Annotated in this window: 16 protein-coding genes and 2 pseudogenes; 10 read left to right on the forward strand and 8 right to left on the reverse strand. The window is 68.4% G+C overall.

All coding sequences use genetic code 11. The features are described from left to right. Nucleotides 1-25: 25 nt before the first annotated feature. The 4 genes from KXR53_RS06590 to KXR53_RS06605 are packed head-to-tail and all read left to right on the forward strand — an operon-like array spanning nucleotide 26 to nucleotide 6,000. Nucleotides 26-1,912: an ABC transporter ATP-binding protein gene (locus KXR53_RS06590; RefSeq protein WP_437374302.1), complete on the forward strand. Its 1,887-nt coding sequence runs from the start codon at nucleotides 26-28 to the stop codon at nucleotides 1,910-1,912. Continuing rightward, complete coding sequence (locus KXR53_RS06595) at nucleotides 1,909-3,804, forward strand: ABC transporter substrate-binding protein (RefSeq protein ID WP_437374303.1); 1,896 nt, start codon at nucleotides 1,909-1,911, stop codon at nucleotides 3,802-3,804. Before KXR53_RS06590 ends, KXR53_RS06595 begins: the two co-directional genes overlap by 4 nt. A gap of 37 nt (nucleotides 3,805-3,841) precedes the next feature. Then, nucleotides 3,842-4,840 (forward strand): ABC transporter permease, encoded by a 999-nt coding sequence (locus KXR53_RS06600; protein WP_437374304.1) that lies wholly within the window; start codon nucleotides 3,842-3,844, stop codon nucleotides 4,838-4,840. Next, complete coding sequence (locus KXR53_RS06605; protein ID WP_437374305.1) at nucleotides 4,837-6,000, forward strand: ABC transporter permease; 1,164 nt, start codon at nucleotides 4,837-4,839, stop codon at nucleotides 5,998-6,000. Before KXR53_RS06600 ends, KXR53_RS06605 begins: the two co-directional genes overlap by 4 nt. Nucleotides 6,001-6,112: 112 nt before the next feature. Here KXR53_RS06605 and KXR53_RS06610 read toward each other — a convergent pair whose 3' ends face one another. The 3 genes from KXR53_RS06610 to KXR53_RS06620 form a co-directional block, all read right to left on the reverse strand. After that, nucleotides 6,113-7,009: a class I SAM-dependent methyltransferase gene (locus tag KXR53_RS06610; protein WP_437374306.1), complete on the reverse strand. Its 897-nt coding sequence runs from the start codon at nucleotides 7,007-7,009 to the stop codon at nucleotides 6,113-6,115. Then, nucleotides 7,006-7,839, reverse strand: coding sequence for an MBL fold metallo-hydrolase (locus tag KXR53_RS06615; protein WP_437374307.1), 834 nt, complete (start codon nucleotides 7,837-7,839; stop codon nucleotides 7,006-7,008). Before KXR53_RS06615 ends, KXR53_RS06610 begins: the two co-directional genes overlap by 4 nt. Before the next feature lie 183 nt (nucleotides 7,840-8,022). Further along, nucleotides 8,023-8,772, reverse strand: a complete 750-nt coding sequence (locus KXR53_RS06620) for a winged helix-turn-helix domain-containing protein (RefSeq protein WP_437374308.1) — start codon at nucleotides 8,770-8,772, stop codon at nucleotides 8,023-8,025. Between the two features lie 54 nt (nucleotides 8,773-8,826). On the opposite strand from KXR53_RS06620, the gene KXR53_RS06625 reads away from it, so the two are divergent. After that, nucleotides 8,827-9,327, forward strand: a complete 501-nt coding sequence (locus KXR53_RS06625) for a L,D-transpeptidase family protein (RefSeq protein ID WP_437374309.1) — start codon at nucleotides 8,827-8,829, stop codon at nucleotides 9,325-9,327. Between the two features lie 4 nt (nucleotides 9,328-9,331). On the opposite strand, the gene KXR53_RS06630 is transcribed toward KXR53_RS06625, so the two are convergent. Continuing rightward, nucleotides 9,332-10,024 carry a YggS family pyridoxal phosphate-dependent enzyme gene (locus KXR53_RS06630; RefSeq protein ID WP_437374310.1) on the reverse strand — a complete coding sequence of 231 codons (693 nt, stop codon included), beginning with the start codon at nucleotides 10,022-10,024 and terminating at the stop codon, nucleotides 9,332-9,334. Nucleotides 10,025-10,388: 364 nt separating this feature from the next. Here KXR53_RS06630 and KXR53_RS06635 point away from each other — a divergent pair, with 364 nt between their 5' ends. From KXR53_RS06635 to holA, 5 genes are all read left to right on the forward strand, one after another. Continuing rightward, nucleotides 10,389-11,564 carry a porin gene (locus KXR53_RS06635; RefSeq protein ID WP_437374311.1) on the forward strand — a complete coding sequence of 392 codons (1,176 nt, stop codon included), beginning with the start codon at nucleotides 10,389-10,391 and terminating at the stop codon, nucleotides 11,562-11,564. A 76-nt stretch (nucleotides 11,565-11,640) separates the two neighbouring features. Then, nucleotides 11,641-12,180: a DUF3576 domain-containing protein gene (locus tag KXR53_RS06640; protein WP_437374312.1), complete on the forward strand. Its 540-nt coding sequence runs from the start codon at nucleotides 11,641-11,643 to the stop codon at nucleotides 12,178-12,180. 78 nt (nucleotides 12,181-12,258) lie between these two features. Then, nucleotides 12,259-14,892, forward strand: a complete 2,634-nt coding sequence (gene leuS, locus KXR53_RS06645; protein ID WP_437374313.1) for a leucine--tRNA ligase — start codon at nucleotides 12,259-12,261, stop codon at nucleotides 14,890-14,892. Beyond that, the gene (gene lptE, locus KXR53_RS06650; RefSeq protein ID WP_437374314.1) at nucleotides 14,879-15,382 is read left to right on the forward strand and encodes an LPS assembly lipoprotein LptE; all 504 of its coding nucleotides are present in this window, start codon (nucleotides 14,879-14,881) and stop codon (nucleotides 15,380-15,382) included. Before leuS ends, lptE begins: the two co-directional genes overlap by 14 nt. Continuing rightward, the gene (holA, locus tag KXR53_RS06655) at nucleotides 15,379-16,404 is read left to right on the forward strand and encodes a DNA polymerase III subunit delta (protein WP_437374315.1); all 1,026 of its coding nucleotides are present in this window, start codon (nucleotides 15,379-15,381) and stop codon (nucleotides 16,402-16,404) included. Before lptE ends, holA begins: the two co-directional genes overlap by 4 nt. A gap of 49 nt (nucleotides 16,405-16,453) precedes the next feature. On the opposite strand, the pseudogene rhuM reads toward holA, so the two are convergent. From rhuM to KXR53_RS06675, 4 genes and pseudogenes are all read right to left on the reverse strand, one after another. Beyond that, a pseudogene (rhuM, locus tag KXR53_RS06660) lies at nucleotides 16,454-17,034 on the reverse strand (RhuM family protein). Nucleotides 17,035-17,075: 41 nt separating this feature from the next. Then, a pseudogene (locus KXR53_RS06665) lies at nucleotides 17,076-17,504 on the reverse strand (virulence RhuM family protein); the annotation flags it as partial. A gap of 103 nt (nucleotides 17,505-17,607) precedes the next feature. Further along, entirely contained in the window at nucleotides 17,608-18,519 is a 912-nt protein-coding gene (locus tag KXR53_RS06670) for a ParB/RepB/Spo0J family partition protein (RefSeq protein WP_437374316.1), read from the reverse strand. Further along, on the reverse strand, nucleotides 18,516-19,331 hold the full coding sequence (locus KXR53_RS06675; RefSeq protein WP_437374317.1) for a ParA family protein: 816 nt from the start codon (nucleotides 19,329-19,331) through the stop codon (nucleotides 18,516-18,518). The genes KXR53_RS06670 and KXR53_RS06675 overlap by 4 nt, the downstream gene beginning before the upstream one ends. Between the last annotated feature and the right edge of the window lie 3 nt (nucleotides 19,332-19,334).

Below are 19,334 nucleotides of genomic sequence, written 5' to 3' on the forward strand. Positions count from 1 at the left end.
CGACAGCAGGCGGGGGCCGGCCGCGGTGACCGACATCCTGCGCCTGCACGATCTGCGCATCGGCTTTACGGTCCCCGGCGGCACGCTCGAGGCGGTGCGCGGCGTGTCGCTGCGGGTGCCCGCCGGCAAGACCGTCGCCGTGGTCGGCGAGAGCGGCTCCGGCAAGTCGGTGCTGGCGCAGGCGGTGATGGGCATCCTGCCCAGCAACGGCCGCGTCACCGGGGGCAAGATCCTGTTCGGCGACCCGGACCGTCCGGGCACCGTCGTCGATCTGGCGAAGCTGCCGGTGGAAGGTCCGGAATACCGCGACATCCGCGGCGGCCGGATCTCGATGATCTTCCAGGAGCCGATGACCTCGCTGTCGCCGCTGCACACGGTCGGCAACCAGATCATCGAGGCGGTGCGGCTGCACCAGCCGGTCGGCCCGGCCGAGGCGCGCGACCTGGCCCGCGAGATGCTGCGCCTGGTCGGCTTCCCCAACCCCGCCCGGGCGCTTCGCACCTATCCGTTCGAGCTGTCGGGCGGGCTGCGCCAGCGCGCCATGATCGCCATGGCGCTGGTCTGCCACCCCGCCCTGCTGATCGCCGACGAGCCGACCACCGCGCTCGACGTCACCATCCAGGCCCAGATCCTGAAGCTGATGCTGGACCTGCAGGCCGAGCTGGGGATGGCGATCATGATCATCACCCACGACCTCGGCATCGTCGCCAATATCGCCGACGAGGTGGTGGTGATGTATCGCGGCGAGGTGATGGAATCCGGCCCGATCGGCCCGATCTTCACCACCCCCGGCCACCCCTATCTGAAGGCGCTGCTGCGGGCGGTGCCGCGCTTCGACATGGGGACGGAGCGGCTGGTGCCGATCCGCGAGATCCGCCAGGGCGACGGCCATATGCTGGCCGCCCGCAAGCGCGCCTGGACCGAGGCGGCCGAGGCGGCAGGCCCGCTGCTGACGGTCGAGGGCGTCGCCAAGACCTTCACCATCCGCAACAGCGGCCTGTTCGGCGGCGGACACGAGGAGCAGATCAAGGCCGTCGACGACGTCTCCTTCACCATCCGACGGGGCGAGTGCCTGGGCCTGGTCGGCGAATCCGGCTGCGGCAAGACCACGCTGTCGAAGATCCTGATGCGGGCGCTGACCCCGGATGCCGGCCGCATCCGCTTCAACGACCACGGCAAGCCGGTCGACGTGCTGGGGCTGGAGGGCGAAGAGCTGAAGGCCTTCCGCCCGCGCATGCAGTTCATCTTCCAGGACCCGTTCAGCTCGCTGAACCCGCGGATGACGGTGTTCGACATCCTGACCGAGCCCCTGACCATCCACGGCATCGGCACGCCGGCCGAGCGCAAGGCGATCGCCAAGGAGCTGATGGGGCTGGTCGGGCTCGACATCCGCCACCTGCAGCGCTACCCGCACAGCTTCTCCGGTGGCCAGCGCCAGCGCATCGGCATCGCCCGCGCGCTGGCGCTGCGCCCCGACCTGGTGATCTGCGACGAGCCGGTCTCGGCGCTCGACGTCTCGATCCAGGCGCAGATCCTGAATCTGCTGAAGGACCTCAAGGACCGGCTGGGCCTGACCTATCTGTTCATCAGCCACAACCTGGCGGTGGTCGACTACATCGCCGACCGGATCATGGTGATGTGCCGCGGCCGGGTGGTGGAGCTGGCGCCGCGCGCCCTGCTCTTCGCCCGGCCGGTGCATCCCTACACCAAGGCGCTGCTGGCGGCGGTGCCGGCCCCGGACCCGGCGCGGCGGCTCGACTTCGCGGCACTGATGGGCGGCCGCGCCTCCGACCCCGGAGCCTGGCCGGCGCCCTTCACCCTGCGGCCCGACACGCCGGGCCGGCTGGTCGAGATCGACAAGGGCCATTTCGTCCGCGCCACGGACGAGCCGGCGCTGGAGCTGGCGTCATGATCCGGCGGCTCGGGCTGATTGCGATCCTGCTGGGCCTCGCCCTGCCCGCGGCCGCCGGCCCGGCGCTGGTCGAGACGCCGATGTATGAGCAGGACGTGGCGGCCGGCAAGCTGCCGCCGGTGGCAGAGCGGGTGCCCGAGGCCCCGGCGGTCGTCGACATGGCGGCGGAAGGCAAGCAGCCGGGCCCGCAGGGCGGCGAGATCAGCTGGATGATCGGCCGCGCCCGCGACATCCGGATCATGAACACCTACGGCTATGCCCGGCTGGTCGGCTACGGCCCCGACTTCCAGCTGCATCCGGACCTCCTGCAGTCGGTCGATGTCGACGGCGAGAAGGTCTTCACCCTGCATCTGCGGCCGGGCCACCGATGGTCCGACGGCCAGCCCTTCACCAGCGAGGATTTCCGCTTCGCCTGGGAGGACATGGAACTCGACAAGGAACTGTCGCCCTACGGCCCGGACACGCGCCTCCTGGTTGAAGGCGAGCTGCCGAAGGTCGAGTTCCCCGACCCGCTGACGGTCCGCTACTCCTGGTCGAAGCCGAACCCGGAGTTCCTGCCGGCGCTGGCAGGGCCCTCGCCGCTCTACATCTTCGCGCCGGCGCATTACCTGAAGCAGTTCCACAAGAAATACGCCGACCCCAAGGCGCTCGACGCCATGGTGCGGCAGGCCGGGATGCGGAACTGGGTGGCGCTGTTCAACCTGCGCGGCAAGCTGATCGACGCGGCCAATCCGGAGCTGCCGCAGCTCGAGCCCTGGGTCAACAGCACCCCGGCCCCGGCGGAGCGCTTCGTCTTCGTCCGCAACCCCTACTACCACCGGGTCGACAGCCAGGGCCGGCAGCTGCCCTATCTCGACCGCGTCGTCGTCAACGTGGTCGAGGGATCGCTGATCCCGGCCAAGGCCGGCGCCGGCGAGGCCGACCTGCAGCAGCGCGGCCTGCGCTTCGACAACATCAGCTTCCTCAAGGCCGGCCAGAAGGCAGGCCACTACGAGGTGCGGCTGTGGCCGACCGCCCTCGGCTCCGAGGTCGCGCTCTATCCGAATTTCAATTGCAACGACAAGGACTGGCGGGCGCTGAACCGCGACGTCCGCTTCCGCCGCGCCCTGTCCCTCGCGATCAACCGGGACGAGATCAACCAGGTGGTGTTCTTCGGCCTGGCCCGGCCGAGCCAGAACACGGTGCTACCGGAATCGTCCTATTACGACCCGGCCCTGGCGGCGGAATGGACCCAGTTCGATCTTGCCAAGGCCAACGCCCTGCTCGACGAGGCCGGGCTGGGCAAGCGCGACGGCGACGGCATCCGGCTGATGCCGAACGGCCGGCGCCTCGAGATCGTGGTCGAGAGCACCGGCGAGCGCAGCATCGAGGGCGACATCCTGCAGCTGATCCGGGACAGCTGGGCCAAGATCGGCGTGGCGCTCTACACCACCCAGTCGCAGCGCGACGTGTTCCTGCAGCGGATCTTCTCCGGCGACACGGTGATGTCGGTCTGGACCGGCATGGAGAACGCCCTGGTCACGCCGAGCACCGTGCCGTCAGGGCTGGCGCCGGTCGACCAGAACTGGCTGCAATATCCGAAATGGGGCCAGTATGTGCAGACCAGGGGCGCCGCCGGGGAGAAGCCGGACGAGCCCTTCGCCGAGGCGCTGATGGCGCTGTTCGAGGAATGGCACACCACCGCCGACAAGGCCCGCCGCGACGCCGTCGTCCGGGAGATGGTGAAGATCCAGGCCGACCAGGTGACCTCGATCGGCACCGTCCAGGGCGTGCTGGCCCCGATCGTGGTCAAGGACCGGCTGCACAACGTGCCCGAGAAGGGGATCCTGTCCTGGGACCCGGGGGCGCATTTCGGCATCTACCGCCCCGACACCTTCTGGGTGGACCCATGACGGCGAGGACGGCCATGACCCGGGGGGCGGCGACGCCATGCTGAGCTACATCGCCCGGCGCATCCTGGTGATGATCCCGACCCTGCTCGCGATCAGCTTCATCAGCTTCGCCATCATCCAGCTGCCGCCCGGCGACTACCTGACCACCATGGTCAACGAGCTGCGCAGCCGCGGCGAATCGCTCGACCCCAACCAGCTGCAATTCCTGCGCCAGAACTACGGGCTCGACCAGCCCTTCCTGCTGCAGTACCTGGCCTGGCTGGGCAACTGCCTGCGCGGCGATTTCGGCTGGTCGTTCGAATATTCGATGCCGGTGACGGCCGTGGTCGGCGACCGCATGATCCTGACCATCATCCTGACCCTGGCCACGACGCTGTTCATCTGGGTGGTGTCGTTCCCGATCGGGATCTATTCGGCCACCCACCAGTACAGCCTCGGCGATTACGGGCTGACCTTCCTGGGATTCCTCGGCCTGGCCACGCCGAACTTCCTCCTGGCGCTGGTGCTGCTGTACCTCGCCAACCAGTGGTTCGGCATCTCGATCGGCGGGCTGATGGACCCGAAATATCTCGACCAGCCGATGAGCTGGGCCAAGTTCGCCTCGGTGCTGGGCCATCTCTGGGTGCCGGTGATCGTGATCGGCACCGCCGGCACCGCGGCGATGATCCGGCGGCTGCGGGCCAACCTGCTGGACGAGCTGCAGAAGCAGTACTACGTCACCGCCCTGGCCAAGGGCATGAAGCGGCAGCGGGCACTGCTGAAATACCCGCTGCGGATGGCGCTGAACCCGTTCATCGCCGACATCGGCAACATCCTGCCGCATCTGATCTCCGGCGCCACCATCGTCTCGGTGGTGCTGAACCTGCCGACTGCGGGCCCGCTCTTGCTGTCGGCCTTGCAGAGCCAGGACATGTACCTCGCCGGCTCCTTCGTGCTGTGGCTGGCGGTGCTGACGGTGATCGGCACGCTGATCTCGGACCTGGCGCTGGCGGCGCTCGATCCGCGGATCCGGCTGACCGGAGGGGCCGTGAAATGAGCGACACCGCCGGCGATCCGAAGCACTACGTCAACACCGCGCCCTGGGACCCCTATCAGGAAACGCCGCTGACGCCGCAGCAGGAGCGCTGGTTCCTGGCCTCGCAGTGGCGGATCATGTGGTGGAAGCTGAAGCGCCACCGCCTGGCCGCGATCTCCGGGCTGGTGCTGCTGCTGGCCTATCTCTCGATCCTGGTCAGCGAATTCCTGGCTCCCTACGGGCTGGACAGCCGCCACACCGGCCACATCTACGCGCCGCCGCAGCAGGTCCGGTTCTTCCACGAGGGAAGTTTCGTCGGGCCCTTCGTCTACGGCTACCAGTATTCCCTCGACATGGAATCGATGCGGCGGGTCTACACCGAGGACCGGTCGCAGCCACAGAGGCTGCGCTTCTTCTGCCATGGCGACGGCTATCGGTTCTGGGGCCTGTTCGAGGCCGACCTGCACCTGGTCTGCCCACCCCAGCACGGCACCTTCTTCCTGCTCGGCACCGACCGGCTGGGCCGCGACATGCTCAGCCGCATCCTCTACGGCGCCCGGATCTCGCTGACCGTCGGCCTGCTCGGCATCACCGTCAGCTTCGTCCTCGGCATCGTCATCGGCGGCCTCGCCGGCTATTACGGCGGCTGGGTCGACAACATCGTCAACCGGCTGATCGAGGTGATCCAGAGCTTCCCGCAGCTGCCGCTGTGGATGGCGCTGTCGGCGGCGCTGCCCGTGACCTGGAGCCCAATCCTGGTGTTCCTGGGCATCACCATCATCCTCGGCCTGGTCGAATGGACCGGCCTGGCGCGGTCGGTGCGGTCGAAGCTCCTGGCCCTGCGCGAGGAGGATTTCTGCGTCGCGGCCCAGCTGATGGGCGCGCGGCCGCCGCGGATCATCTTCCGCCATCTGCTGCCCAGCTTCATGAGCCACCTGATCGCCTCGGCCACCCTGACCGTTCCGGGCATGATCCTGGGCGAGACGGCGCTGAGCTTCCTCAATCTCGGCCTCAGGCCGCCGGTCACCAGCTGGGGCGTGCTGCTGAACGAGGCGCAGAACATCAATGTCGTCGCGCTCTACCCCTGGCTGCTGCTGCCGGTGGTGCCGGTGATCATCGTGGTGCTGGCCTTCCAGTTCTTCGGCGACGGCCTGCGCGACGCCGCGGATCCGTACCGGTAGGCATGTCCTCCTCCGTCATTGCGAGGAGGCGAAGCCGACGAAGCAATCCATCGTCCCGCTCGTGCGGCCCTGGATTGCTTCGCTGCGCTCGCATTGACGGAGAAAGGACGTCCTAGAGATATGCCAGGGGCTGCCCGGTCTTCTCCAGCCACAGGCTGGTCTCGGGCGTGCCGTCGCGCAGCGGCAGCTGGCCGACCACCGTGGCCGCCACCTTCTCCGACATCCGCGTCGCCGCGTAGTGGCTCGCGAAGACCGGCTTGAAGCCGCCGCCCGTGAGCAGCGCCGCCACCACCTGCTGCTCGTTGTAGCCGCGCCAGCCCCATTCCTCCGGATAGGGGTCCGGCAGGCAGATGTCATGGATGTGCACCAGCACGCCCGACGGCAGGCAGGGCAGCACCTGGTTGACCAGGAAGTCCACGTCGGTGCCGGGCATGGCGATGTGGCTCGAATCGATGAACAGGATGTCGCCCTCGGCGAGGTCCCGATACGGCTCGGTCCCCGCCTCCTGCACGGTCTGCTCGAGATGGGTGATGCCGAGTTCGCCGATCGCCGCCCGCGGTGCCGGGTCGATGGCCGTGAACTCCAGCGCCAGGTCGCCGTCGATCGCCGCCCGGATCATGAAGCGGGTGGAGTGGCCGGAGCCGACCTCGACGATCCGGGCCGGCTGCCGCGCCCGCACCATGGCATAGGCCGCGGCGGCGTCGAGCCGGGCGAACCAGCCCTGGTCCCAGCGCGGCTGCGGCGGCGGCGACTCGCGCTCGGTCGCGCCGATCGCGAGCAGCGCGTCGCGATAGGACTCGATGACGTCGAGCACCGCCTGGAACACCGGCTCGGAGGTGCGGAACAGCGCCTCGTGCCCGGCATAGGGCAGGATCTCGTCCGGCACCTCGTCGGCATAGCTGCAGGGGATGAAGAAGCCCCTCGGCTGACGGCCGAACAGGGTCGCGAGGCCGAGGCGCCAACGCCGGAGGCGCCGGCCGAAATCGGGGGGAGCAGTGTTCGAACTCAAGGGTGCAACGTCATGCCTTCGTGGGCGACCAGCGTCCCGGGACGCCGACGGTCGGCAGCATCCGCGATCCGGTCGAGGAACGCGTCATCGTGATTGGGATCGTGGTGGAACAGCACGACCCGGCCGACATCCGCCGCATCGGCGAGCTTGAGTGCCTCCTGCCAGGTCGAATGGCCCCAGCCGACAAATCTCGGATACTCCTCATCCGTGAACATGGCGTCATACACCATGATGTCGGCGCCGCGAACGAAATCGGCGATGACCTGGTCGACCCCCTCCGGCCGGTGCTCGGTGTCGGTGATGATGCAGATGCTCTTGTCCCCGACATCGATGCGGTAGCCGCAGGCGAGGTTCGGGTGGTTGAGCCAGCAGGTGTTGAGCTTGATGCCCGGAAAGGGCTCCATCGGGGTGCCGCAGTCGAAATCGTGATACTCGCAGTCCTGGAAGACGCCGATCGGCACCGGGAACAGCGGCGCCATCATCGTCTCGCACAACACCGAATAGATCGATTTGTTCTGCGGTTTCAGATGGCCGGCCCAGAAACGCACCTTGCGGCCCTTGGCGTAGGCCGGCTTGAAGAACGGCACGCCGCAGACATGGTCCCAATGGGTGTGGGTGAAGAAGACGTCGACATCCGGCCGCCCCTCCTCCATCAGCCGGTGCCCGAGGTCGCGCAGGCCGGTGCCGCCGTCGATGATCAGGAGGTCGTCGCCGCGCCGGATCTCGATACAGCTCGTGTTCCCGCCGTAGCGCATGTTGCAGGAGGCAGGGCAGGCAATGCTGCCGCGTACGCCCCAGAACCGGAGCATAAGGTCGCTCGTCTTCGCCATCGGCGCGTCAGTCTGACTCTCGGCGCGCGGGAAACCGTCCGTCACGTCCGAGGACGCCGGCGAAGGGAACTGTCGCGCACCGAGTCGCACGAGTCGAGAAAAAAGGTCTTTTCGACATATTGATGGTGAAACACGGCCGCAGGCCCATGTCTGTGTCGCCCGTCACAGGGGTTGCCGCCGTCTTCATTCGCACCCCCCTGCGCTGCCCAGCGCGTAACCGCCGGGGACGGTCAGCAGCAGCGACGGCCGCGCCGGGTCGGATTCGATCTTGCGCCGCAGCCGATAGATATGCGTCTCCACCGTGTGGGTGGCGACCCCGGAGGCATAGCCCCAGACGGCGTCGAGCAGGGAGTCGCGCGACACCGTGGCGCCGTCCTGCCGGCGCAGATGGCGCAGGATCGCCGCCTCCTTGGCGGTCAGCCGGATCTCCCGCCCGTCGCCGCTGTGGATCAGGCGCAGGCCCGTCGAATCGAAGCGGTACGGGCCGAGATCCGGGTCCGGCTGGACCTGGCCGCGCCGCGCCAGGGCGGCGCGCAGGCTGGTGAGCAGGACGCCGATCCGGATCGGCGGGCGTAGCATCGCGTCGGCGTCGGCGAAGCCTTCAGCCCTGTCGCCGATCGCCAGGATCGGCCCGGCGAGGCCCGAGGAGCGCAGCCGGCCGCACAGCGTCTCGCTCGCCGGGTCGTCCGCACCGTCGAGGACCGCATCATCGATGATCGCGGCGGCGAAACTGTCCCCCGTAGCCGCGGCCCAGGCGACCGCGGCCTCGGCTGCCGCCGCTTCCGCCACCGTCGTGGCGGCGAAATCCGCCGATGCCGCGAACTGCTCGCCCAACAGGGCGCGCAGCGCGCTGTTGCCGCAGGCGACAAGAAGCCGTTTCCTGGCCTCAGCGGTGGTGTCGGATGCGGTGCTATCGGATGCAATGGCGACCATGGCGGCGCAATCTAGCACGATCGCTCAATTTCGCGACGAATCGGAGGCGAAGCGGTGGAGGTGGTGGTCTCGCCGGCAGGATGGATCGACTGGGGCGCCGGCCGCAGGGTCTGCGCGCTCGGCCGCGGCGGGGTGCGGCCGGACAAGCGCGAGGGCGACGGGGCGACGCCGGCCGGCCGCTTCCCGCTGCGCCGGTCGCTATACCGGCCGGACCGCGGTCCCGCCCCGGCGACCGCCCTGCCCTGCGCGCCGATCGCGCCGGCCGACGGCTGGTGCGACGATCCCGCCGACCCGGCCTACAACCGGCCGGTCCGCCTGCCCTACCCAGCCCGGCACGAGCGGATGTGGCGGGACGATGGGCTCTACGACCTTATCATCGTGATCGGCCATAACGACGACCCGCCGGTGGCCGGCCTCGGCAGCGCCGTATTCATCCATCTGGCCCAGCCGGACTGGGGCCCGACCGAGGGCTGCGTCGCCCTCTCCCGGGCCGATCTGCTCGACCTCCTGGCCGCCGCGGCGCCCGGCGACACGCTGGTGATCCTGCCGCCCTGACCGGTTACTCCCCCGGCTTCGGCAGGACGGCGCGGGCGCCGAACAGGGCCGTGCCGACGCGCACATGGGTGGCGCCGTAGCGCACCGCGACCTCGAAATCATCGCTCATCCCCATGCTCAGCACCGGCAGGCTGAGCTTCGCGGCCAGGTCGGCGAGCAGCGCGAAGTGCAGCGCCGGCGGCTCGTCCACCGGCGGGATGCACATCAGGCCGCGGATCGAGAGGCCGCATTCCTCGGTGCACAGGCGGTAGAGGTCCTCGGTCTCGCGCGGCACGACCCCGGCCTTCTGCGGCTCCTCGCCGGTGTTGACCTGGATCAGGCAGTCGAGCCGCCGGCCGGTCGCCGCCATCGCCTCGGCCAGGCTGCGCGCCAGCTTCGGGCGGTCGACCGTCTCGATCACATCGAACAGCCGCACGGCGTCCTTCGCCTTGTTGGTCTGCAACGGCCCGATCAGCCGCACCTCGAGGTCCGGCCACGCCGCGCGACGTGCCGCCCACCGGGCCTGAGCCTCCTGCACCCGGTTCTCGCCGAACACCCGCTGGCCGGCCGCGAGCGCGGCCTCGATGCGGTCGTCCGGCTGGACCTTGGAGACGGCGACGAGGGTGACCGCGGCGGGGTCGCGGCCGGCGTCCCGGGCGGCGGCCTCGATCCGCGATCGAAGCGAAGCGAGCGTGTCTGCAACTGTGATGGTCGTCATACTGCGACAATCCGGCACAACGATGCGGGTTTGCAACGCCCGCGGCCCGGGCGCGGCCCGGCGCCGCAGGTCGCGGGCGGTTCAGGACGGCGGTCGGCGGCCGCCGGGCGGCCCCCGGCTTCGGCGGCTTTCGCGATCATGCCGAATGCCTGCATGCGATGTCTCCGGGGCCGCCGCGACCGGATGTTGCACCGGAAGCACACGTCCCAGCTTTTGTGACTTCTGTGCAACTTGCTCATTGTCGGCCGGCATGGCTGCCCCGTATAACCTGCAGATCGACGCCATTCGCGCCCTGGCTGTGGTGTCGTCTTCGAGGGGACTTTCTAGGGGACATCCGGCCGTGCGGCCGCGTTAGGAGGTAGGAATGAAGAAGATTCTGCTGGGTGGGACGGCGCTGGTCGCCGCCGCGCTGGCGGCTGCAGCGCCAGCGTCGGCGCAAGACAAGCCGATCACGTCCGGGCTCGAGATGAAGATCAGCGGTTTCGTCGCCTGGGAAGCCGGCCTGATCATCGGCTCGACGGACGACGGCCGCGACCGCGAGTATGACTTCAACTCGAACGGCCGTCTGCAGTTCGACATCAAGAACGTCACGGATTCCGGCCTCGAATACGGCGCCCGCATCCGTATGAACAACGTCAACCGCCGCCAGAACGTCACGGTCGACCGCCAGTATGTGTACGTGAAGGGCGAGTTCGGTACCGTGACCTTCGGTGATTCGCCGCAGGTGGCCGGCGACTTCGGCTATTTCTTCGCGCCCGACGACATCCTGAACGCGGCCGGCGGCTACGGCGACAACCTGGACGGCAACTACCGCTACGGCGGCGGCGACTTCTTCTCGCTCGACCCGACCTACATTTCGGGTCTGGCCCGTAGCACCAGCATCAAGTACTCCTCGCCGAGCATCGGCGGCTTCATCTTCGCCGTCGGCTTCACGCCGGTCATCTCGGACACCACGGACCTCAGCACCGGTACCGTCGGGCGGGATGACCTGTTCAACGACGGCCAGGTCTTCGAGAACGCGATCAGCGGCGGCGTCGGCTACGAGAGCGAGTTCGACGGCACCTCTGTCAAGGTCCGCGGCACCGCCAGCTACGCCAACGGCATCAACGGCCATTGGGACCTCGAGACCTACAGCGTCGGCGGCCAGGTCGGCTTCGGCGGCATCGTCGGCAGCATCGTCTGGGTCGGCACGCCGAGCGGCGCCTTTGCCGGTTCGACCGACAGGGACTTCAACACGGTCGGTGTTGGCCTCGGCTACAGCCTCGGCGCCTTGAACTTCGGCCTCGGCTATGCCTACACCTGGGCCGACAAGAACAACGATCTGTCCGGCTCGGGTGGCGACAGCAAGTTCGACCTGAAGGACAACCACATCGCTGCGGCAACCGTGAACTACACCCTGGCGCCGGGCCTGAACACCTACGCCGAGGTGATCTACGAGATCCAGAACTTCCGCAAGCAGGAGATCGGCGGTGTGGTCACGAACGACGAGACCGAGTGGGAGCAGGCGACGTTCCTGACCGGCATCTCGGTCGCGTTCTGATCGATCCTATAAAAAGCTAGCCTTTGGAAGGGGAGCGGCTATGATGCCGCTCCCTTTTTCTATGTGGCCGCGCCGAATGTCGTTGAGATCGCTGTTCGCCCTGCTGACGGTCGTTGTCTCCCTTGCCGCCTGCTCCGACGATGGCATCAAGGTCGGCCCCAGCCCCGAGCTGGGCCCCTCGCGCGAACGCACCCCGCCGGACAACCAGAGCATCTTCGGCCCGGGCGGCCTGAGCTTCGGCGCCGGTGCCGAGCGGCCCCAGGATCTCGGCGAGGGCGCCCTCCTCGGCGTCAACGCCTATCTCTGGCGCGCCAGCCTCGACACCGTGTCCTTCATGCCGATCACCAGCGCCGACCCGTTCGGCGGCACCATCGTCACCGACTGGTACACGGCGCCGAACAGCCCCAACGAGCGCTACAAGCTGAACGTCTACATCCTGGGCCGCGAGCTCCGCTCCGACGGCGTCCGGGTCAGCGTGTTCCGCCAGGTCCAGGGCAGGGGCGGCTGGGCCGACGCGCCGGCGCCCGCCACCATGGCCAGCGCGCTGGAAGACACCATCCTGACCAAGGCGCGGCAGCTGCGCATCACCGGGCTCGAGCAGTCGACCGCCCAGTGATCCCGGCTTCTGTCTCAGGCTAGCGCTGCAGTCCTTCCGGGCGCCGCGGGATTGATCCGCGGCGCCCTTTCCCTGTAAATGCCTGGGTTCCCAGGCAAGAGCATCGAGATGTCCCGCTACAATCACCGAGAGACCGAAGCGCATTGGCAGGCCGTGTGGCGGGAGCGCGGCACCTTCCGGCTGGAGACACTCGGCGACCGGCCGAAATACTACGTGCTGGAGATGTTCCCCTATCCCTCGGGGCGCATCCATATGGGCCATGTCCGCAACTACACGCTGGGCGACGTGGTGGCGCGGCACCGCCGGGCCCTGGGCTTCGACGTGCTGCACCCGATGGGCTGGGACGCGTTCGGCCTGCCGGCGGAGAACGCGGCGATCGAGCGCGGCGCCCATCCGGCCGCCTGGACCTACGAGAACATCGCGGCGATGCGCACCCAGCTGCAGTCCATGGGGTTGTCGCTGGACTGGGATCGCGAGATCGCGACCTGCCACCCGGATTACTACCGCCACGAACAGAAGATGTTCCTGGATTTCCTGGCGGCGGGCCTGGCCTACCGCAAGGAATCCTGGGTCAACTGGGACCCGGTCGAGAACACGGTCCTGGCCAATGAGCAGGTGATCGACGGCCGCGGCTGGCGCTCCGGCGCGCCGGTCGAGCGGCGCAAGCTGAGCCAGTGGTTCCTGCGCATCACCGAATACGCCGACGACCTGCTGGCGGCGCTGCCGACCATGGAGCGCTGGCCGGAGCGGGTGCGGTTGATGCAGGAGAACTGGATCGGCCGGTCAGTCGGGGCCCGCGTCACTTTCCGGCTGCAGGGCCGCCCAGAAGGCGAGGGGAGCGGCCTGGAGATCTTCACCACCCGGCCGGACACGCTGTTCGGCGCCAGCTTCTGCGCCGTCTCGCCGGACCACCCGCTGGCCGACGAGATCGGCCGCGGCAACCCGGCCGTGGCCGAATTCATCGCCGAATGCCGCCGCACCGGCACCAGCGAGGCGGTCATCGAGACGCAGGAGAAGCGCGGCATCGACACCGGCCTGCGCGCCGTCCATCCGCTGGATCCGAGCTTCACGGTGCCAGTCTATGTCGCCAATTTCGTGCTGATGGAATACGGCACCGGCGCCATCTTCGGCTGCCCGGCGCATGACCAGCGCGATTTCGACTTCGCCCGCGCCTACGGCCTGCCGATCAAGCCGGTGCTGTGGCCGGCCGGGGCGGACCGCCCCGACGGCGCGGCCCAGGCCGAGGCGATGGTCTACACCGACGGCGCCTTCGCCTATGATCTGGGCCCGCTGACGCCGGACCGCCCGATCACGGTCGACGAGGCCAAGGACATCACCATCGCCGCCCTGCAGCAGCGCGGGGTGGGGGAGGGGACGGTGCGCTACCGGCTGCGCGACTGGGGCGTGTCGCGTCAGCGCTACTGGGGCTGCCCGATCCCCATCATCCATTGCGACAGCTGCGGCATCGTGCCGGTGCCGGAGAGCCAGCTGCCGGTGACGCTGCCGGAGGACGTGACCTTCGACCAGCCGGGCAACCCGCTGGACCGGCACCCGACCTGGAAACACGTCGCCTGCCCGAAATGCGGCGGCAAGGCGCAGCGCGAGACCGACACCTTCGACACCTTCTTCGAAAGCTCCTGGTACTTCGCGCGCTTCTGCTCACCGCGCAGCGCCCAGGCTTTCGACCGCGCCGCGGTCGACCGCTGGCTGCCCGTCGACCAGTATATCGGCGGCATCGAGCATGCGGTGCTGCACCTGCTGTATTCGCGCTTCTTCATCCGGGCGCTGAAGCGCTGCGGCTATCTCGGCATCGACGAGCCCTTCGCCGGGCTGTTCACCCAGGGCATGGTCACGCACCAGACCTATCGCGACGCCCAGGGCGCCTGGCTGTACCCGACCGAGGTCGCGCGGGACGAGCAGGGGACCTGGACCAGGCTGTCCGACGGTGCGCCGGTCACCGCCGGCCGCATCGAGAAGATGTCGAAGTCCAAGCGCAACACGGTCGACCCGCAGGTGATCATCGACACCTACGGCGCCGACGCGGCTCGGCTGTTCATCCTGTCCGACAGCCCGCCGGACCGCGACATGGAATGGACCGAGGCCGGCATCGAGGGTGCCTGGCGCTATCTGCAGCAGCTGTGGCGGCTGGTCACCGAGTGCCCCGCGCCGCTGCCCGCGGCCGGAGAGCCGCCGCCGGCCGCGTTCAGCCCGGCGGCCGAAGGGCTGCGCCGGGCGCTGCACAAGACCATCGCCGGGGTCGGCGAGGATCTGGAGCGGTTCCACTTCAACAAGGCCGTGGCCCGGATTCGCGAGCTGACCAACCTGATCGGCAAGATCGTGGCGGAGCAGGGGGGCAAGGGGCCGGGCGAGACCTGGGCGCTGCGCGAAGCCTTCGACGGCGTGGTCCGACTGATCGGCCCGATGGTGCCGCATATCGGCGAGGCGCTGTGGCAGCATCTGGGCCACCAGGGCCTGCTGGCCGACGCGCCCTGGCCGAAGGCCGATCCGGGGCTGCTGATCGACGAGACCGTGACCGTCGCGGTCCAGGTCAACGGCAAGCTGCGCGCCACCGTGGTGCTGCCGCGCGACGCCGATGAGGCGACCGCGCGGGAAGCCGCGCTGGCCGACGACAATGTCGCCCGCGCGCTCGACGGCCGGGCCGTGCGCAAGGTCATCGTGGTGCCGAACAGGATCGTCAATGTCGTGGGTTAGACTCGCAGCCCCGCTGCTCCTGATCCTCGCGCTCGGGGCCTGCGGCCTCAGGCCGCTCTACGGCACCAACTCGGTCGGCGTGGCGATGTCCGACAAGCTGGCGCAGATCAATGTCGGTGTCATCAGCGAGCGGCCGGGGCAGCAGCTGCGTTCCGAGCTGATCCGGACGCTCAACCCGCAGGGCCGCCCGGCCCAGCCGGTCTACGACCTCGCCGTCTCGCTCGCCGAGTCGCAGCAGGACGTCAACCTGATCAGCGACCTGACGACGACCCGAAAGAACCTGACCCTGACCGCGGCCTTCGTGTTGACCGACCGCAAGACCGGCCAGCCGGTCTTCTCCGATTCGGTCACCGAGATCACCAGCTTCAACATCCTGGCCGACCAGTACACGACGCTGGTCGGCGAACGCGATGCGCGCGAGCGGGCGCTGCATTCCCTCGGCGAGGACATCCGCACCCGCCTCGCACTCTATTTCGACCGGCATCCGTGAAGCTGCCGCCGAACCGGATCGACAGCTTCGTCCGGCGGCCCGATCCCGGCATCCGCGCGGTGCTGCTGTACGGCCCGGATGCCGGCGCCGTGCGCGACTATGCCGACACGCTGGCCCGTGGCGTGGTCGACCCGCCCACCGATCCGTTCCGCGTCGCCGAGCTGCCGGCCGCCGAGATCGGCCGCGACCCCGCCCGGCTGGTCGATGAGGTCTTCGCCCTGTCGCTGACCGGCGGCCGCCGCCTGGTGCGGGTGCGCGACGCGACCGACGCGGTTGCGCCGGCGCTCGAGACCGTCCTCGCCGGCGGCGAGACCGACACGCTGGTGGTGCTGGAGGCCGACGAGCTGACGCCCCGCTCGGCCCTGCGCAAGCTGGCGGAGGGGGCGGAGGCCGCGGCCGCCATCGCGTGCTACATGCCGGACGAGGAGGCGATCGGTCGCTTCATCCATCGCCTCCTGTCCGAGGCCAAGCTCTCGGCCGATGGCGAGGCCGAGCAGATGCTGGCCTCGCAGCTGGTCGGCGATCGCCAGATCGCCCGGCGCGAGATCGAGAAGCTGATCGCCTATGTCGGGGAGGGCGGTCGCGTCGATGTCGAGGCGGTGCGCGCCACGATCGGCGACGCCACCGAGCGCTCGCTGGACGATCTCGCCATGGCGGTGGCCGATGGCGACCTGGCCGGCGTCGACCGCTCCCTCGGCCGCCTGCTGTCGGAGGGCGGCGAGGCGATCGGCATCCTGCGCGCGGTGCAGCGGCACTTCCTGCGGCTGCACCAGCTGGCGGTGATGATCGACGGCGGCGACGCGCCGGACGCCGCCATGGCGGCGCTGCGGCCACCGGTGTTCTTCAAGGCCAAGGCGGCGATCCGCGGCCAGGTCCGGCGCTGGAACCAGGACCAGATCGGCGAGGCGCTGCGCCGCCTGATCGAGGCCGAGGCCGAATGCAAGCGCACCGGCCGCCCGCCAGAAACCGTCTGCGCCGCGACGCTGCTGCGCATCGCGCGGGCAGTGGCAAGGAAGGGGTAAAGTGTCACCTCCCCGCAGTCAGGTTCGAGCCGCGAGCGCAGCCTACCTGCTAGCGGCGTCGCGGTTTTGGCAGATTCTTCGCTTCTCTTGCCAGGGCTGCGATATGTTCGTCGGCTTCTCGCTGGCGTTCAAGTTTTCGTTTACGGTCAAGCTTCTCGTATTGTTCTTCCGCTTTCCGCTTTGCATCGGAAGCACTCACGGTTCCGCCACTGCTTAGCACAACTCGTCCGAGTTGACGCAGCTGCCGATCGAGAAGATCTTGCGCGTCTTTCATTACAACAAGCCCACCCATATCAAGCTGATCTTCAAATATGTCTAGCAGTATGGTGGTAAGGCGGTTCAGCTCTTTGATTTCGGTTCAGTTAGGTAATTTTTGGACACCGTGACGTCCGATTTGCGTATCTGGTCGTTTGGCCAAGTTTGTAGACCCATAGTCTTTGAGTCATGGTTTGCTCTTTCGACAATGATCTCTGCTGGCGTATGCGATGTAACCGAGTAGACCAGCTTTGCTTGTGTTCTTTGATAGAATTCGCGCGCCGCTTCCGTCGTGCCGTCGTAGTCCTGACACATGGCGCAAATTCGGCGAAGCTCGCGGTAGATATTGGCCTCGTCCGATCGAATATCGCGAATATCTCGCGTAGCTCAGCCACCCGATCGACGTTTTCGGGCTGCTTGAGGCGATAGGCATCAACCACAAAGCCCTTTTTGGCGAACTGGACCAAAACACCAGTCGCCCACCGGCGAAAGACGGTCGCCTGGGCAGAAGACACCCGGTAGCCCACCGAGATCACCACATCGAGATTATAGTGCTCGATCTGCCGTTCGACCTTGCGAGACCCCTCCTGCCGAACTTGTGCAATCTTTGCACTCGTTGCCTCGGCGTCCAATTCGCCCTCGGCATACACATTCGCGATGTGCTTCGTGATAACCGATCGATCAACACCGAAGAGCTGGCCGATCTGAGCCTGCGACATCCAAAGCGTGTCCCCTTCGTAGCGGATGTCCAGCCGCAACCCCTTGTCGGTCGCGTATACGAGAAACCTGTCTCCCGTCTCAGCATCCTCTACGAGATGCACTGGCTCGTTCCCGTCACCACTCATAGGGCTGCCCGACTCGACCGCAAAAGAACATTATAGCAACTTGCAGCCTGTACGCTGCGTCCGGCGCTGCAGTCCGTGGGCCGAGTTCGCACTGCAACTCTGCCTACCACTTCTCCTTCGTCCCCTGCAGCCGTTTCAGCAGGGCGGCGAACTGGTCGAGATTGCTGTAGCTGATGTGGATCGTGCCGCTGGTGTTGTCGCGGGTGTCGATCTTCACCTTGAAGCCCAGCCGGGTCTCGATGTCCCGTTCCAGCGCCACGATGTTCGGGTCGCGCACCGCCGGCCGGGTCGGGGCGGGGGCGGGCTGCTCGCGGGCGTCGCGGGCCAGCTGTTCGGTCTGGCGGACGTTGAGTCCCTTGGCGATCACCTTCTGCGCCGCCGCCTCCGGGTCCGGACAGCCCAGCAGCGCGCGGGCGTGGCCGGCGGTCAGCAGCCCTTCCTGCAGCTTGGCCAGCACGGTCTCCGGCAGGTCGAGCAGGCGCAGCGTGTTGGCGATGTGGCTGCGGCTCTTGCCCACCGCCTGCGCCACATCCTCCTGGGTCAGGCCGAACTCGTCGAGCAGCCGCTGATAGCCCTCGGCCTCCTCCAGCGCCGTCAGGTCCTGGCGCTGAACGTTCTCGATGATGGCGATCTGCAGCGCCTCGCGGTCCGACATCGGCCGGACCACCACCGGGACCTCGTGCAGCTTGGCCTTCTGCGCCGCGCGCCAGCGGCGTTCGCCGGCGATGATGTGGTAGCGGTCGGGCTTGCCCTCGACCGGCCGGACCAGAAGCGGCTGCAGCACACCCTGGCTACGGATCGACTCGACCAGCCGGTCCAGTTCCGCCTCGTCGAATCTCCGCCGCGGCTGGAACGGCCCCGGGCTCAGGAACTCGATCGGCAGGCTGCGCGGCGCACGCGGCTCTCCCGGCGCGCTGGCGGCGGCGATGTCGGCCTCCTCGGCCTCGCCGAACAGGGCGTCGAGGCCGCGGCCCAGGCTGGGGCGGCGGCGGGGGCTGCTCTCGGCCGCGCTCATGCAGCGCTCCTCTGCTCTTCGCGCTTCAGCATCTCGGAGGCGAGGTGGACATAGGCCTGGGCGCCGGAGGAGGCGAGGTCGTAGACCAGGACCGGCTTGCCGTGCGACGGCGCCTCGGAGACGCGGACGTTCCGCGGGATCACCGTCTCGTACACCTTGGCCCCGAGATGCTGGCGCACGTCGCGCGCCACCATGTCGGAGAGGTTGTTGCGCCGGTCATACATGGTCAGCACGATCCCCTGCATCTCGAGCGCCGGGTTGAAGGCCTTGCGGACGCGCTCGATCGTCCGCATCAGATGGCTCAGCCCCTCCAGCGCATAGAACTCGCATTGCAGCGGCACCAGCACGGCATCGGCCGCGGTCAGCGCGTTGAGGGTGAGGAGGCCGAGCGAGGGCGGGCAGTCGATCAGGATGTAGTCGTAGCCGTCGGCATGGGGCCGAAGCGCGCTGCGCAGCCGGTATTCCCGCCGCACCGCCTCGACCAGCTGGACCTCGGCGCCGGCGAGGTCGACCGAGGCCGGGATCAGGTCCAGGCCCGGCACCTCGGTCGCGACCGCCGAATCGGCCACCGTGGTGTTGCCGAAGAGAAGGTCGTAGGAGCCGAGGCCGCGCTTCGCCCGCGGCAGGCCGAAGCCGGTGGAGGCATTGCCCTGCGGGTCGAGATCGATCACCAGCACCCGCTTGCGCACCGCGGCCAGGGCGGTGGCCAGGTTGATCGCCGTGGTGGTCTTGCCGACGCCGCCCTTCTGGTTGGCGATGGCGATGGTGCGGGTGAGGCGGGGGGCTTCGGCCTCCGCGCTCATGGTCGTCATTTG

This window comes from Inquilinus limosus (genome assembly GCF_051487185.1).
Taxonomy (GTDB): domain Bacteria; phylum Pseudomonadota; class Alphaproteobacteria; order DSM-16000; family Inquilinaceae; genus Inquilinus; species Inquilinus limosus_F.

Coding starts and splice junctions, on each gene's coding strand:
- KXR53_RS06630 (WP_437374310.1), bottom strand. CDS start 10,024: ATGACGACCATCACAGTTGCAGACACGCTCGCTTCGCTTCGATCGCGG.
- KXR53_RS06640 (WP_437374312.1), top strand. CDS start 11,641: ATGTCGTTGAGATCGCTGTTCGCCCTGCTGACGGTCGTTGTCTCCCTT.
- KXR53_RS06670 (WP_437374316.1), bottom strand. CDS start 18,519: ATGAGCGCGGCCGAGAGCAGCCCCCGCCGCCGCCCCAGCCTGGGCCGC.
- lptE (WP_437374314.1), top strand. CDS start 14,879: ATGTCGTGGGTTAGACTCGCAGCCCCGCTGCTCCTGATCCTCGCGCTC.
- KXR53_RS06620 (WP_437374308.1), bottom strand. CDS start 8,772: ATGGTCGCCATTGCATCCGATAGCACCGCATCCGACACCACCGCTGAG.
- KXR53_RS06600 (WP_437374304.1), top strand. CDS start 3,842: ATGCTGAGCTACATCGCCCGGCGCATCCTGGTGATGATCCCGACCCTG.
- KXR53_RS06635 (WP_437374311.1), top strand. CDS start 10,389: ATGAAGAAGATTCTGCTGGGTGGGACGGCGCTGGTCGCCGCCGCGCTG.
- KXR53_RS06605 (WP_437374305.1), top strand. CDS start 4,837: ATGAGCGACACCGCCGGCGATCCGAAGCACTACGTCAACACCGCGCCC.
- KXR53_RS06675 (WP_437374317.1), bottom strand. CDS start 19,331: ATGACGACCATGAGCGCGGAGGCCGAAGCCCCCCGCCTCACCCGCACC.
- KXR53_RS06615 (WP_437374307.1), bottom strand. CDS start 7,839: ATGGCGAAGACGAGCGACCTTATGCTCCGGTTCTGGGGCGTACGCGGC.
- KXR53_RS06595 (WP_437374303.1), top strand. CDS start 1,909: ATGATCCGGCGGCTCGGGCTGATTGCGATCCTGCTGGGCCTCGCCCTG.
- leuS (WP_437374313.1), top strand. CDS start 12,259: ATGCCTGGGTTCCCAGGCAAGAGCATCGAGATGTCCCGCTACAATCAC.